The following is a 14,209-nucleotide window of genomic DNA, read 5'->3' as shown; positions in this document are numbered from 1 at the left end:
CGCCCGTCTCATGCGGGCCAGTCCTGCGGACTCGGCAGGCATCCTGCCATCGCCGGTCGTCCATGGACGCTGCAGCGACTGGGCGATCGCCACGTCATGGTGCGCGCGCCGCCCGCCATCGTCCAGTTTCGATCGACCCCCGTTCGTGCCGTCGCGGCGGGCGCTCGGGTCGGAAGGGTTCCCGCAGGTCTTTATGACGAAGATGGCCCGTGGTCACGGCTTGTACGGAATGGCACGCTCCATGACGCCTAGCCGCACCTTCGCCGCTCAGACTTCGGTGCGTCGCTTCCTCGATCGATCGCCGCTCGCAGCCTTCACAAGGAATTTGAACTCCGCGGTTGTCTCGAGAGGCGTGATGGGAGCCCGCAGTTCATCCGCAGCTTTAAGGGCGAATGGGGCGATGATACGCTCAAGCGGTCGCTGATCCAACTTGGCGTATACCTGGAATCCGCCCAGACCCATCGTGAAAGCATTCAGTACACCTGAACGTATGCGTTGTGGCAAGAAGACGAAGCGGCGGGCATCGTGTTCGGAAGAGGCATACCGGAGAAGGACTACCTCGTACTCCGGCAGCTCGGGAATCTGCATCCTCGATTGACATGGAGCGCGTATCGTCGGCCGTCAGTCGAGAAACGAATCGAAACAGCATTTCCCATGAGGCCCGGGAAGGCCGCGGCAAGGCAGCGTTTACTTCCGTCGCACGGGGTCAGCGCACGTCGCCTACGTATCACCCGTAACGGAACCAACAGCATCCCTCACCGCCCGCGCTCTCACCCATACGAGAGACTTCCTCACTGTCCGCGCTACCGCAAGGCGGCCTACTGGACAAGGTTACGGTTCACGAACGCTCGTCGCCGTTGCAACGTGCGTCCATAGTCACTGGACAGAGCGTGAATTGATTTTACAGCCAGCCCGCATCAAGCAGCCGGCGTGCAAAGACGCCGGGACGACGCATCATTCTGCCGCCGTTCGCAGCCTCGGAATGCAGCTGTGCGTCCGTTTTCGAGCGAGCCGCGCGCTGCTCATTCAGACGGAGACGGACCAAGGCGATCGTTTCGTTCCGCATTCCAGCATCGACAAGTGTCTGTCGCGGCCCATCCGTTCTTACCGGAGCATACACGCCGCTTACGCCGTACGAGGCGACGTTGCAAAGGACGACGTGCTGATAGAAGCGGTGTGAGTCGGCGACGCAACAGGTTCGGTAGAGATCACCAAACGGGTTGTGCGCGATGACGAACAGCACATCCAGCGGGGTGTCACGCCCCTCGAGATTGATGCGATGGACGAGGTCGAAGTGGCTGAAATCGTAGCATATCAGTACACCAAAGGCATGGCCGTTCAAGTTCGTGAAGCGATAGAGGGTGCCGCCCCTTTGCATCGGCAATGACGAGCTTTTGTCGAGGGCCAACGCATCGTACTGTGAGCGCGTAATCTTGTCGTATTCTTCCTCAATTACGCCGTCGGACGAGATTATCATCGCGGAGTTCCGGTTTTCGGCGTTCTCTCCCATGGGGTAGTCGACCCCGCAAATCGCCACGGTGTTGAATTTGGCGCAGAAAGTCGCGATGACGTCGGTTGCGAAGCGGCGTGACACGAACACCTCCGGCATCACCAGGAAGTCTAACCCTGTAAGTCCGTTGGCGTCGAGCGAAAGCCGTCGCTCGAGCGATTCCAGATGGATTTTCACGCTTTCTTCGAACCGGTTCAAGACTCCGGCGCGATCGGCCGAGGCCGCAAGGTCGTCGAGGCGATAGCGACAGGCGACGTAGTCGTCGACCGGGACCGATTTGAGCTGAGCCAACGCCACTAGGGGTTCATCACTGTTCCATCGCATTTGCACGTCGCGAATATGATCGACCTGAGGTGACCCGGCGCTTCTGTCGTAGGTGTGCATGAAGTGTTCCGACGGAGCGAGCGGCAAGTATCGCTCGCTTTCCATCCCCTTCGGGCCGGCAAGACCCTGTTCCCGGTAGCGGCTTCTGAGCCGACGGAGTTCGGCGAAATCGAGTTCTACGACCGCACTGGTTTCCGAAGGGCCTCGGGTCGAGAATATCTGCCCGGAGGTCTTGAAGGTCGCATTGGGTTGTTTTCCGATGCGCCTGAAGGGAACGAACACGGCCGAGCCGCCCAGTTCGGCGACGTTCACGATCACGATAAAGCAGAAGAGGCGATGGACGTCCGCAGTCGCGTACTCCCAATACAGCTGGGTCGCGGTGTTCATCGTCAGGACCACCAGAAGCTCGATGCGTTGATCGAGAAGATGACGGACGATGTCGACATGAGTGTATTCGTGGCAGTTGATCACGGCCCAGCGGACCATCTCCGGGTCTTCATCGTCGGTGAAGAAATTGAGGGCGTCACCTGCGACGACGCCATCGTCTCCGTCTTGGGACGACAAGGAGGCCTTGGCCTGTTCGTACACGCATCCTGCACTCGCGACCAGTGCGAGATTGTTGCCCTGAGCATCGATGCCGCCGAGGGTGACGATCGTTCTATCGAGGCTGAGCTCCTCAAGCCTTTTTCGGCTGCCTGCCACCCCACGATGATAGGAAAGCACTGAAAGCCAACCTTCTCGAGTACGGGCCAGGCGGTCCGCGAAGATATTGGCCTCGGCCGTGCCGACGTCCCTGACGTCCTGCGCGCCTCTCAAGGCGTCCCGATCGCCAAGGAGACGACGCCCGATCTCGTCCTGGAACAGCTGAACGGAAAGACCGCCTTCGACCGGGCGGAGTTTGGATCGAACGAAGTTGATTTGGACCATGCGAGTTCATTCACCAACACGTGCTCGCGAGCAAGGTCATAGGAGGCGCAAATCGCGTTCCGTTGCTCACGCATGGATTCGATCGGTCGGACGTCGACGGCGACAAGTCCGGGCCGCATGTTGCTCGGCAAATGCTTCCGGAACTCCGCCATACCGAGCCCGTGCCGCGTGCTTGCCTCTCACGGCTGGGAGGAAGGGCGGGGCGGGGTGGGTGTACTGGTGCGAAGTGGTTGAGTCCTCAAGATCGTCGGACGACCTGGAAACGTCGAATAGCGCGACGATGCACCGCTCGGGCGGGCTGATACCGTCCGAGCATCGCTCAAGGCGCGATGGCCGCAGACGGAGTAGGCTCCCGACACGAAGCCGCGCGATCGAAACCTTCGTACGACCTGAGACATGGTCTCGGCGCCGTTGCCTCTCGGCTGGCGTAAGGGGTTTCCGTATGTGGCCGGGTCATGAGGAAGTGCGGGAGGCGCGTTTGGGCGCTGCGGACGCTTCGGGACGGCTTCCGTCATGCAATGCCGTGGTTAGCCGCTTCCGGCGTCGGCGCTGGTCTTGATATGCACCGAGATCGAGCGAACGTCGGATGCCGACGGATCACCTCGTCGGCGATGATGCGTTCGGACGGTCAGGGCCGACGGACCCGGCGTCGTTCAGCGAGCCGTGACCATTCCGTCCGCCAGTCGGCTAGTTCGGCTTCCGTCGCCCATGGTGCCGGGATCGCTGGTAGCCCGATCTCCGCAGCCCAACACGAGCATAGCCCGACAGCCTCTTCAATCGCGGGCTTGCCCGCCGACCGCTGCCCGGGTTTCAAAGACCGCCAGTGGAGGTGTGCGATTGCCACCCGGTTAGCCGGGGCGAGGGTCGACCACACCGGCGGAAGCTTCGTCCATGCCGCATGACTGATCGAAGGATCGGACGGTTCGAGCATGTGGGCTTGGTGGTCAAGGTAGCGTCGGACCGCGATCACGGTATGCCGTCTCCCGGTCGCTGTGGTGTAGCTGCTGATCAGCGGCCCTAGTTCGTCCGACAGTCCCCGGTCTACCAGTTCCGCCGACGGTACGCCGGTTTCGGCTAGGAGGCGGTCGTGGAGAGATGTCGCTGCCGCGGCAGCGACGTTCGACGCTGGCGGTCCCCTCACCGCCCCACCGGGCAGTGCCCACATGGCGCCGAACTCGTACCCCGGTCGATGATCCGGCGCCTTTCGCACCAGGACCACCTCTGATCCACGTCCGATCTCCGCGACCAAGCCCATGCGCCAGATCTCGGCGAGGCCCGTGGAGGCGAACCCATCATCGCAGATCGTGCATTGCGCGAGGAAGCGGTCCACCGCGTTCGTGCTGTGTCCTGGCGTAAGGCAAGTCCTGATTGGCGGAAGGATGGGCGTGCCGCGGCAGTTCACTGGTCCGCGGCGTCCTCTTGCGGGGCGAACGCCTCGTCCAGTCGATGGCGGCAGGCAGCTGCCTCCCATTCGAGATGGGTCACGAAGTACCTCACCATCTTCATGCGCGTACCGTCAACCTTGAGATCGCCCTTCGCGAGCGACGAGGCCTCGTCGCAGACGCGCCGGAGATCACTGGCCAGATCGAAGACCATGAAGGCCATGTTCTCGAGCGTCAGGGTCGCCGACAGCATAGTCGGCGGATCGTCGTCCTGAGCGATTTCCTTCACCTGCTCGACGCTGCCACCGCCAATGCGAAACTCCGCGAACGGCAGAAGGACTTTGTCCCCAGGACGCCCTTCCTCCGCCTGCAGGCGACCTGTGATCAGGTGTAGGCTGGCGTTCGTCTGGGCGACGATGCTCAAGCTGTCGCTTATGTTGCCGCTGACGCTCACCTGTGGCGGGTCGTCGGGCCGATGCGGACGTTCGGGAACACGGTTCGGCATAACTTTGGTTCGCCGTTTCGGGGAAGGCGTTGCGGGGCGTCGCCCGACGTCTGTCACGACACCGCTACCTTCAGTTGCAGCTTGGGCGGCTGGATGCGTCGTTCGGCGTCAGAATCTTCGTCGTTCGCCGTCTCTTCGAAATCGAGCCTCGGTCTTATTCGTGATGGAAGTTCGGATGCGCTCCAGTGGTCGATCGTGATCCTGTCCAGACCTTCGATGAGGGCGAAGGTCACAGGATTGCCGCTGAACGTGATGTCGCCACCGCCCTCGTGGCCGAACCAGCGGATGTCTCCGATGTGGGCGCGCAGGTGGTCGGTCACGGGTGCGATCTCCACGGAACGAGCCTGGAGCATTCCTTCCGTGGAGGCACGGTACCGCGCTTCACGCCCGTTGACGACCTGTTCCGCCCATCCGACATCGAGCAGCAGTGCCATGAGCCGTGTGGTGTTCGCGGGCTTCAGTTCCAGTTCGCGCATTAGTTCGCTCCGCTCCACCCATGACCCCTGCCGATCGGCGAGCGTCCGGAGGATCGCGGCGACGTGCCGGCGGCTGAGCAGATCCTGGGGTACGGCGAAGTCCGCGACCGCGAGGGACTCGTGCAGCATGTCAGCCAAGACCTCGAGCTTGGCCGCCAGATTGGCGAAGCGTTCGGTGAAGAACGCTTCAACTCTGTTCAGCAGATCGATCCATTGACGCAGTTCGGGGTCTCGGCGTCTGCGGTCCAACGCCTTCCAGACCCACGACCGCAAGGCATCGCACACCTTCGTCGCCAAAGACCGATCGGCCGTCTCGATGATCGGTCCCAGTATCGTCCATGCCTGTGATGCCGCGATCTGACCCTGCCGGATCGCACCAATCAATTGCGGGTTCGCCATTGCGGCCCTGTCTTTCATATGCCTCCAAACCTTTTAGGATTGTTCAGTAGCATGTCCATCCTTAAACTCGTTTGAACGAGATTGGATGCCTTCTCGCCAAATCGTTCACTACAAGGCTCGCGGTGGACGCGGCCGTGGGGGACGTCTCCGGAGGCAGGACGTAGCCCAGTCCGGACGAGGACACCTCCTCAGGGACGACTTGCTGCACTACGAACGTGCGCGTGCCGAAATCAGTCGCGAGGGTCTGCGCCATGTGTCGATGCGCGTCGATGGTATTGACGTCGCCGTAAGAGGGCACGACGACGAGGTCCACGTCCAGTTCGAGATAGGCGCGGGCGATCTGGTCTTCACAGAAGTCGCGGCAGATCGCGAAGGCGACCAGGGCGTCCTCCATGATGAGGACCGCCAGGGTATCGCTCTCCTCGAGCTCTTCGGTACCCAGAGTCTTGCTTTCGAGTGGAATGGATTTGTCATGATGGAACCGCGGCTGCCCGGAACGCGAGAGTACGTGCATCCGGTTTCGCACCTTCCGGTCTTCGACTTCGTGCCAGCTTCCCGCAGCGGCGAACGACGGACCGGTACCGAGCGGAGCGGCAGCCGACATCGCCTTCAGCAGATCTGCGAGCATGCGACGCCGGGGCTCCGGCATGGTCAGTTCGGGCCAGACCGCTATGACGGCCCCTTCTGTGAAGGCGGCAGCGACGTGCTGCTCGAGCGCTCCATGCTCGTCGGAACAATGCGCGCTGCTCACGACGAACCGTTCGAACGTCTCGTCACGTTCGAGCAACAGTCCGTCGAACAGCGCGGAGACGACTTGGGCGCCCGTGCTCCGGAAAGAATGGAACATGTCGCGATGCCACTGCAGGTTGATAACATGGCCGCTAGAGGTGACGCGCGGAAGCAGCCGGTGCCATATCACGCCCCTTCGCCGGTAGGTCTTCGTCCCTACGTCGTCCGGATTCGACGGCGGTGACGCGGCCGCGCGTGGGATGGCGTGCACCCCGAGGTCGTAGCAGAGGAAGTCCTCGTTCGGATCGTTCGGTCTCCCGCGTACTGGGCGATGGTGGAAAAGGAAGTGGTCGAGAGCGCGTACCTGAGCGGCCGCCGCATCGAGGATGTCGATCGGAAGCCAGGCCGAGAGTCCCGTCTGAAGGCGATCACCCGCTTTCACCGCGAGGTCCCTGAGCATCGGTTCGGGAATGGCCTTGTACCGCTGGGCGGTCTTCTTCGGCATCCTCCGCATCAACCGATCGAGCGCGACGAGCCGAGTACGGACGCTGTCGACGTCCTGGTCCTCTTCGTGAGCCTGTTCCGCGGCGATCAACCTCGCCTCCGTTTCCCACTCCCCCGGTGTCATTCCGCCATGCTCGCGTTCGGTTTCCGGTCCGCGAATCGGAACGGGTCGATTTTAGTAGCACTGTTCTCGCCGCTTGACAGGAAGGTACCATGGCTCGTGGGAGTGCATGCGTCGCGATGCGTGACGAGATCAAACCGCGCCTGCTCCAGGTGTAAGCTTCCGTAGCTTTCTGGGGACGGATCTGACGGACGGCTGTTGCGTGCACAGTGCACCGACGGCAGCGCAAGCATGACCCCCACGTTCCGCAGGTCTACCGCTTCCTCGGGTACGGTGGAAAGAGCCGCCTGCCGGGCGCCGAGTATGCCGCCCGTTGTGTCCGGGGGCCGTCAAATTGCCGACACCGTTGGCCCGGAACCTAGTCTTTGTACAGCAGCTTCATGTTGCCGTCGCAGGCGCTGCAGCCAAGGACGGGCGACCCCGCCATGTCACCGTTGGTCGCGTCTCCGCACCAGCCGCATCGTCTGAGTTCTTCGATGTGCTCGATGCAGGACAGGCATACGAACACGTCCTTCCAGCCCATGAGGGTCTGGTAGTCGTCGCGGTTCGAGCAGCCGGCCGACGTCAGCGCACCGAAGCTGCGGGCACCGGGCATCTTCTGGACGCCGATGCTCGAGGGACTGCCGGAAGCAGCCCAGGAGAGTCTGGGCAGGCAGGTCCCTCATCCGAGCCGAATTGGCTGGTCTGAAGAGTACGCCGAGCTGGTAGCATCTATCGTCGCCAATCCAATGCTGAACGGCGAGACGATCCGGTTGGATGGAGCGATCCGGATGGCTCCGCGCTGATCTGCAGGACGCGTGGTCCAGGAACGATCGTAGAAACCGGAGGGCGATTTTGAGAATGTCAGACGCATACATCGTTGACGCGGTTCGTACGCCCGGCGGGCGGCGCAAGGGGTTCTTCTCGAGCATGCATCCGGCCGATCTGGGAACTGCCGTCATCGACGGCCTTTTGGATCGGACCGGCTTGAATCCCGCGGCGATCGAGGACGTCATCGTCGGCTGCGTCAGCCAGACCGGCGAACAGGCGTTCGCATTCGGCCGGAACGTCGTTCTGGCTTCCCGGTTGCCACAGACCGTGCCTGCGGTCACCATCGACCGGCAGTGTGGTTCCTCGCAGCAGGCGCTCCATTTCGCGGCGCAGGCAGTCATGTCCGGTACGCAGGACGTCGTCGTCGCCGCCGGTGCCGAAAGCATGACGCGTGTTCCGATGGGGTCCAACTACCTGCTTCACGAACAGGCTGGGATCGGAGAGGGTCCATGGAGCCGATCGATACGCAGCCGGTTCGGCGTTGAGGAATTTAGCCAGTTCCAAGGGGCGCAGGCAGTCGCTGACAAGTATCGGTTGTCCCGGGATGCGATGGATACGTACTCTCTGGAGAGCCATCGCCGCGCCGCGGCGGTGACCTTGGCGGGCGCGTTCAGCGCGGAGATCGTTCCCATACGGATCGACGGCGCGACGATTGATCGCCACGAGGGCATCAGATACGACGCATCCCTCCAGGCGATCGCGGCGGTGAAACCGCTCGTGTCGGACGGGACGATCACTGCGGCGAACGCCAGCCAGATGGCGGATGGAGCCTTGGCCGCGCTCGTCGTCAGCGCGAAGGCCTTGAGAGAGCACGGTCTGACACCGATCGCCCGAGTGCACGGTCTCTCCGTATCGGCGGGGGATCCCGTGATGATGCTGGAGGAAGCGATCCCGGCGACGCGGAAGGCGCTGGCCCGCGTCGGATTGACGCTCGACGACATCGATCTCTTTGAAGTCAACGAGGCATTCGCGTCGATTCCGATGGCGTGGGCCATGGCTTTGTCGGTGGAACACGATAGGATGAACGTAAACGGAGGCGCGATCGCGCTGGGACATCCGCTCGGGGCGAGCGGAACGAAGCTGCTCGCTACGCTGGTCCATGCTCTTCGTGCGAGGAATCTGAGGTTCGGCCTTCAGGCGATGTGCGAGGGCGGAGGCATCGCGAATGTTACCATCGGAGAGGCTCTCTATTAGCGCTCGGATCGAGCTCCGTTGACGTGGAAACTGCAGGGCGACCGACGGAATGCCGCACTCCGGGAGGTTCGGTTGTGGTTTGCGAGGGGGTAGGCCACGGACCGATCGCCCATTAGCAGCCCCGCGCCACAAGCGGTGCATGCCTTTCCCGTTAAGGGTAAGTAGGCTCCGTGCAGGAATCGACTGTTCAATAGCATTCATTCGCGCTACCGCGAATGATCCGTACCACCGGTGGATGACGGCGCCGTACTCCCCACGAAGCCCGCTTCGAGATCATGCTACGCCATGCGTTCGCTTCAGTGTCGGACCAGTTCGTGGAGAGATGCAACGGACGTCAAACGACAGCAGGCTGCCGTTTGAGCTAGTTAGTCTCGGAGCGGGCATAACGTAGTCGGCCGTTCCTGTTGTCCGCTCGCCTATTGCGAACGAAGCCTAGGCCTGCCCGTCCGGGGCCCCGAAGGAGAAACTGACCGGAGATCGGCGGCGTGGCGTTCAGGGTTCGGCAGGTGGCGTCCATGCGAGGCGCCATTCGCGACCATCGTCCGGCATCTCGGCACGAAGACGGATGGGGCCATGCAGTTCCGGCGACCGAATGTCGATATCGATGGTGCGCGTCGTCGGACGCATCGCGGCCGAGCCCATGATCCACCCGCCCGCTACGCGGACCTGGTACGTGCCAGCCACGACGGGTCTCAGTTCCATATGGATGTTGAGGGTGAGCGTGCGCAGCACGCCTGTAAGGCACCCGTCCTGCTGCATCTCCAGCCAACCCGCTTCCACTTCCATGCTTTTTCCTCCTTCGCGGTTCCTTCGACCATGGTCTCCTCGCCCATGCGATACCTTCATGTCCGAGATGACAAAGCTCCGATCCGCAGCTAGGAAATCGTCGAATGTCCCCGCAGGGGGGTCGAATTTGAAACTATTGAAGCATTGGTTCTGAAATGAAGATCGACGCCGAGCCCGCGCAGGGCGGAGGCTACCGCTTCGGCGGTCATCAATCGTTTGCGCTGCGCTTCCCGTGGCTGCCAAAGGCCGTGGCGGCCATCGAGGCTGGCGAGGACGTGTTCACCGATCCGGTTCGCGGCGTAGTGGATCTGGGCTTGGGCAAGAACATGGTAGAGGCGCTGCGTTGCTGGATCGAGGCGTACGGCGTCGCCAGCCGCCAGGATGCCTGGGCGCTCACCCCGGAGGGTGAAGCCATCTTCGGAACCAGTGGACGCGATCCGTTCCTCGAGGACGTTCAGACCATGTGGTGGCTACACTGGACGATCTCCACCGCCGCGACGGGCCGGTTCTTCGCATGGGAGTATCTGGTGAACCGCAGCGTCGAACCGACGTTCACCCCTTCGGGGACGGTAGCCGCGTTCCTCGACGAGGCCGAGCGCACGGGCAGGCGTCTGTCTCCAGTGTCGGCGCGGCAGCACTTTGACGTCTGGCTCCACACCTACCTTCCCAGCGGTTCGGGACGTGGGGAGGACGGACTGGACAGTCCACTCGCGTCGTTGCGGCTCGTCGCCCTCGCAGGGGAGCGGGAGGCGACCGGCGGCAGGCGAGAGCCGATGTACGCGTTCGATCGACTGCCCAAGCGGGGATTGGGGCAGGGGATGTTCCGCTACGCGTTGTCGAAGTGGTGGGACGCCTGCCAGCCCGACGAGGAGACGGCGCCCCTCCGCGAGATCGCCTTCGCCAAGGGTGGCCCGGGTCAGGTGTTCCGGTTGTCCGAGCACGAGACGTTCGCTCGACTCGAGGATCTGGCCGCCCGGCCCGAAGCGGGGTTTGAACTGCGGGAGAGCAACGTGCAGACCACGGTCCGGCGCGTCGGTACGGTTCCGGTCGATGCCATGCTCAGGGACGTGTACGGTTGGCGGGACGCGCCCGTCGCGGGGATGGGCGATGCTTGAGGCACCGGACGACCTTCCGATCTCCTCCGTTCTGGACATCCGTGCTGGTCGGCTTCGTTCGGTACGGATCGACCGCGATCTCGACGATCCCGCGGCAAGCGAACGCTTCGTGGCCACGCCCTTCGCGAAGGCGTCGCTTCGCCGGCTGGCCCGCGGCCTTCTGCCGCGCTCGTCGGAGCGCGCGTGGCGGTTGACCGGGGACTACGGATCGGGGAAGTCGAGCGTCGCCCTGGCGCTCTGCCGCATGGCGGCCGACGCGGGCGTTCCGGTCGACCGAGACGAGGCGTCGGAGCGGATCCGCCTCCTTCCGATCGTGGCGGCCGGCCAGCGCGAACCGATCGGTCGTTCGCTGCTGCGGGGGCTCCGGGAGAGCGCCTCGCGCTTCGGTTTCGCGCTGGATCGCAGGACGAAGGCGCTCCTGCGCGACGCGGACGCCCCGGAGACGGAACGGGTGCTTCGAGCGATCGAGGAGATCGCCGGACTGTGCCGGGCGTCTGGAACGGGCGATGGCGTCCTGATCGTCCTGGACGAGCTGGGCAAGAACCTGGAGCATGCGGCGTGGGCCGGTGGCGGCCTGGACGACGTGTTCCTCTTGCAGCTTCTCGCGGAAGCCGCAGTCCGGAGCGGCACCGCTCCGATCATGGTCGTGGCTATCCTCCATCAGTCGGTGGCGGGCTATGCCGCCGGCCTGCCGAGCATGGCCCGTCGGGAATGGGAGAAGGTTGCGGGCAGGTTCGAGGAGATCGTCTACTCTCCGCCCCTGGACGAGATCGCGGTTCTGGTTTCCGCCGCGCTGGGCGTGCGGGTGGATGGTCTTCCGGATCGACTGGTCGATGAGGCGGAGGGGACGATGCGGGCCGCCGTCGATGCGGGGTGGTTCGGAGCCGGAGCGTCGCGGCGGGAACTCGTGGCGTTGTCCGCACGTCTGTTTCCGCTCGATCCGACGACGCTGCCGCTGCTTTCGCGCGTGTTCCGGCGGTTCGGACAGAACGAAAGGTCGCTGTTCGGTTTCCTCGCATCATCGGAGCCCGGCGGTCTGGCGGAGTACGTGCGTCGTCCGTTGGGCGGTGCGACGCCTTACCGGATCGCGGACCTGTACGACTACGTGAACGCCAATCTCGCCGGAGTCCTTTCCCTCGGGCCAACCAACTCGCGCTGGGCGATCGTCTCCGCCGTGGTCGGATCGTCGGCTGTCTCCTCCCCGATCGAACTGGCCGTGCTGAAGACGGTGGCGCTTCTGAACGTGCTCGACGATCCGGCACTCCCTTCCAATCTCGAAGCAGTCGTCCTCGCAGTGGCCGGAAGCGACGCGCGGAGGGCCGAAGAGGCACGGGAAGCGGTGGCGCGCTTCATGGCCGCCAATCGCGTGCTGCATCGTCGCGGATCCTCCGGCACGTTGTCGCTTTGGCCGAACACGAGCGTCGACCTCGAAGCGAGCTTCGAGCTCGGGCTGAGGGCGGTGTCCACCGACGACAGCGTCCGATCGCTGCTGCCTTCGTTGCCGCGCGATCCCTTGGTCGCCCGTCGCCACTACGTGGAGACTGGTGCGTTGAGGCATTTCGAACGGGTGTACGTGGGCACCGAACGTCTAGCGGAGGCCTTGGCGAGCCCGATACCGGACGGCGCCGCCGCCGCGGACGGTCGGGTCCTGGTGGTGCTGACGCGCGACCGTACCGAGCGGGACGTCGCGATCGATCTCATTGAGGGCGCGTCCGAAGTGCTGGATCCCCGTTTTATCATCGCTGTGCCGTTGCCCATTGGAGGCATCGATCCGATGCTTCGGGACGTGCAGGCCTGGCGATGGGTGCGGGACAACGCGGAAGGTCTGGCGGGCGACCGGTTCGCCCGTGCCGAGGCGTCCCGCCAACTCGCTTTGTCGGAGGATCGACTCGGCCGCGCGATAGCGGGCCTCGTCGAGGGCGGATCGGGTGCCACGGAGTGGTTCGGCGGCGGGAGGCGGCTCGGCCTGTCGACCGAACGCGAGCTCATCACGCATCTTTCGGACGTGTGCGACAACGCCTTCGACGAGTCGCCGATCATCCGGAACGAACTCATCAATCGTCGCGTCCTCAGTTCGGCCGCTGCTAGAGCGCGATCGCTGGTCATCGAAGCGCTCGCGACGCGGTCGCACGTTCCGGATCTCGGCATCCCGTCGACCGGCACGCCGCCGGAGCGCGCGATCTACCTGTCGGTGCTGCGCCGCGGCGGCGTCCACGTCGAACGCGATGGCGGATGGGCGGTCGTGGTACCCGAGGCGGACGACGACCCGTTGCGTCTGCGTCCCGCGCTGGATGCCATCCATGACCTGCTTCTCGCGGTTCCTGACGCCAGGGTCCCCTACGAGGACGTGGTGGCCCGTCTGAGAGGAGGTAGGCTGGGGATCAGGGAAGGCCTCGTTCCGCTCGTCGTCGCGATCTATCTGGCTGCGCACTGGCACCATACCGCGGTGTACGAGGACGGCACCTACCTCGATCAGGTAGGGGGCCCGGAGTTCGTCCGGATGGTGAAGGAGTCGGAACACTTCACCCTGCAGCACTGCTCGATCGTAGGGGTCCGGGCCGGCGTGTTCGGTCGTCTGGCGGAAGCGATCGGCGTGGAGCGGGACGGGGCGGATCTCGAACTGCTGGACGTCGTGCGACCGTTGAGCCGGTTCGTGGCTACGATCCCCGACTATGCGCGCCGTACGCGTCGCCTGTCGGCCGCGACCGTCGCCCTGCGGGACGCTCTGACGGCGGCACGCGATCCCGCTGCGCTGCTGTTCTCCGAGATGCCACGCGCCTGCGGCCTCGACCCGGTGGGCGTGGTCGACGCGATGCCGGATCGTGACGCGGAGGTGTTCGTCGCCACGGTCAGGACGGCGGTCCGGGAGTTGCGGGACGCCTATCCGGATCTTCTGCGACGCCTGTTCGAAGGGTTGGCGAGTGCGTTGGAGGTAGGGGAGACGAAGCCTGCCGGGATCCGAGCCGTCGCGGGCGACCGGGCGCGCAGACTCGTGGAGAACGTCACGGAGCCTGAGCTGAAGACCTTCCTCCTGCGCCTCTCGGACACCGTTCTCGATGATCGTGCCTGGCTCGAATCGCTGGCGAGCACCGTCGCCCGCAAGCCGCCGGAACGATGGGGGGACGGCGACGAGGTCGAGTTTCTGCATCGCGTGCCGCAACTCTCCCGGCGGTTCCGACGCGTGGAGGCCGCTGCGTTCGACGGACGTTCGGACGAGGGGGCGGGGTCCGATGCCTACCGGCTGGTCGTCACCTCGTCGAACGGACGGGAGCTCGAGGAGGTGCTGCGTCCCGTCGGACTGGAGGGGGAGGAACTCGCTGCCCTGGAAGGCGAGATAGCGGCGTTCCTCGAACGCAACGGGCGGGCTGGGGCCTTCGCCGCCACCCGTATGCTCATGGCCAGCCTCGAGAATCGGATCGATTGACGG

The 14,209-nt window shown here is 64.1% G+C and carries 9 protein-coding genes and 1 pseudogene; 4 read left to right on the top strand and 6 right to left on the bottom strand.

Annotation, left to right across the window (positions count from 1 at the left end):
• Positions 1-901 precede the first annotated feature (901 nt).
• From MF609_RS11510 to MF609_RS11490, 5 genes are all read right to left on the bottom strand, one after another.
• Positions 902-2,761: a hypothetical protein gene (locus MF609_RS11510; RefSeq protein ID WP_242416455.1), complete on the bottom strand. Its 1,860-nt coding sequence runs from the start codon at positions 2,759-2,761 to the stop codon at positions 902-904.
• Between the two features lie 1,398 nt (positions 2,762-4,159).
• Complete coding sequence (locus tag MF609_RS11505) at positions 4,160-4,648, bottom strand: hypothetical protein (protein WP_242416454.1); 489 nt, start codon at positions 4,646-4,648, stop codon at positions 4,160-4,162.
• 53 nt (positions 4,649-4,701) lie between these two features.
• Positions 4,702-5,541 carry a hypothetical protein gene (locus tag MF609_RS11500; protein ID WP_242416453.1) on the bottom strand — a complete coding sequence of 280 codons (840 nt, stop codon included), beginning with the start codon at positions 5,539-5,541 and terminating at the stop codon, positions 4,702-4,704.
• Positions 5,542-5,584: 43 nt separating this feature from the next.
• A complete protein-coding gene (locus tag MF609_RS11495) occupies positions 5,585-6,847 on the bottom strand; it encodes a nitrilase-related carbon-nitrogen hydrolase (protein WP_242416452.1) in 1,263 nt (420 codons plus the stop codon).
• Between the two features lie 388 nt (positions 6,848-7,235).
• Complete coding sequence (locus tag MF609_RS11490) at positions 7,236-7,472, bottom strand: hypothetical protein (RefSeq protein WP_242416451.1); 237 nt, start codon at positions 7,470-7,472, stop codon at positions 7,236-7,238.
• On the opposite strand from MF609_RS11490, the pseudogene MF609_RS11485 reads away from it, so the two are divergent.
• A pseudogene (locus tag MF609_RS11485) lies at positions 7,462-7,662 on the top strand (3-hydroxyacyl-CoA dehydrogenase); the annotation flags it as partial. The gene MF609_RS11490 and the pseudogene MF609_RS11485 sit on opposite strands and share 11 nt — an antisense overlap.
• A gap of 55 nt (positions 7,663-7,717) precedes the next feature.
• Positions 7,718-8,881: an acetyl-CoA C-acyltransferase gene (locus tag MF609_RS11480; protein ID WP_242416450.1), complete on the top strand. Its 1,164-nt coding sequence runs from the start codon at positions 7,718-7,720 to the stop codon at positions 8,879-8,881.
• Between the two features lie 492 nt (positions 8,882-9,373).
• Here the strand turns inward: MF609_RS11480 and MF609_RS11475 are convergent, their stop codons facing one another.
• Entirely contained in the window at positions 9,374-9,667 is a 294-nt protein-coding gene (locus MF609_RS11475; RefSeq protein WP_242416449.1) for a DUF736 family protein, read from the bottom strand.
• A 155-nt stretch (positions 9,668-9,822) separates the two neighbouring features.
• Between MF609_RS11475 and MF609_RS11470 the strand changes: the two genes are divergently transcribed.
• Positions 9,823-10,782: a DUF4007 family protein gene (locus MF609_RS11470; RefSeq protein ID WP_242416448.1), complete on the top strand. Its 960-nt coding sequence runs from the start codon at positions 9,823-9,825 to the stop codon at positions 10,780-10,782.
• Positions 10,775-14,206 (top strand): ATP-binding protein, encoded by a 3,432-nt coding sequence (locus tag MF609_RS11465; RefSeq protein WP_242416447.1) that lies wholly within the window; start codon positions 10,775-10,777, stop codon positions 14,204-14,206. Before MF609_RS11470 ends, MF609_RS11465 begins: the two co-directional genes overlap by 8 nt.
• Positions 14,207-14,209 lie beyond the last annotated feature (3 nt).

The organism is Sphingomonas panni, assembly GCF_022664435.1.
Classification (GTDB): domain Bacteria; phylum Pseudomonadota; class Alphaproteobacteria; order Sphingomonadales; family Sphingomonadaceae; genus Sphingomonas; species Sphingomonas panni.
The sequence above is the reverse complement of the archived record's forward strand: the minus strand, read 5'-3'. Positions and strand labels throughout refer to the sequence as shown.

What these genes read in the sequence shown, in the direction of transcription:
- MF609_RS11470 (WP_242416448.1), top strand. Translation starts at nt 9,823, where the DNA reads ATGAAGATCGACGCCGAGCCCGCGCAGGGCGGAGGCTACCGCTTCGGC.
- MF609_RS11480 (WP_242416450.1), top strand. Translation starts at nt 7,718, where the DNA reads ATGTCAGACGCATACATCGTTGACGCGGTTCGTACGCCCGGCGGGCGG.
- MF609_RS11465 (WP_242416447.1), top strand. Translation starts at nt 10,775, where the DNA reads ATGCTTGAGGCACCGGACGACCTTCCGATCTCCTCCGTTCTGGACATC.
- MF609_RS11510 (WP_242416455.1), bottom strand. Translation starts at nt 2,761, where the DNA reads ATGGTCCAAATCAACTTCGTTCGATCCAAACTCCGCCCGGTCGAAGGC.
- MF609_RS11500 (WP_242416453.1), bottom strand. Translation starts at nt 5,541, where the DNA reads ATGAAAGACAGGGCCGCAATGGCGAACCCGCAATTGATTGGTGCGATC.
- MF609_RS11475 (WP_242416449.1), bottom strand. Translation starts at nt 9,667, where the DNA reads ATGGAAGTGGAAGCGGGTTGGCTGGAGATGCAGCAGGACGGGTGCCTT.
- MF609_RS11490 (WP_242416451.1), bottom strand. Translation starts at nt 7,472, where the DNA reads ATGCCCGGTGCCCGCAGCTTCGGTGCGCTGACGTCGGCCGGCTGCTCG.
- MF609_RS11505 (WP_242416454.1), bottom strand. Translation starts at nt 4,648, where the DNA reads ATGCCGAACCGTGTTCCCGAACGTCCGCATCGGCCCGACGACCCGCCA.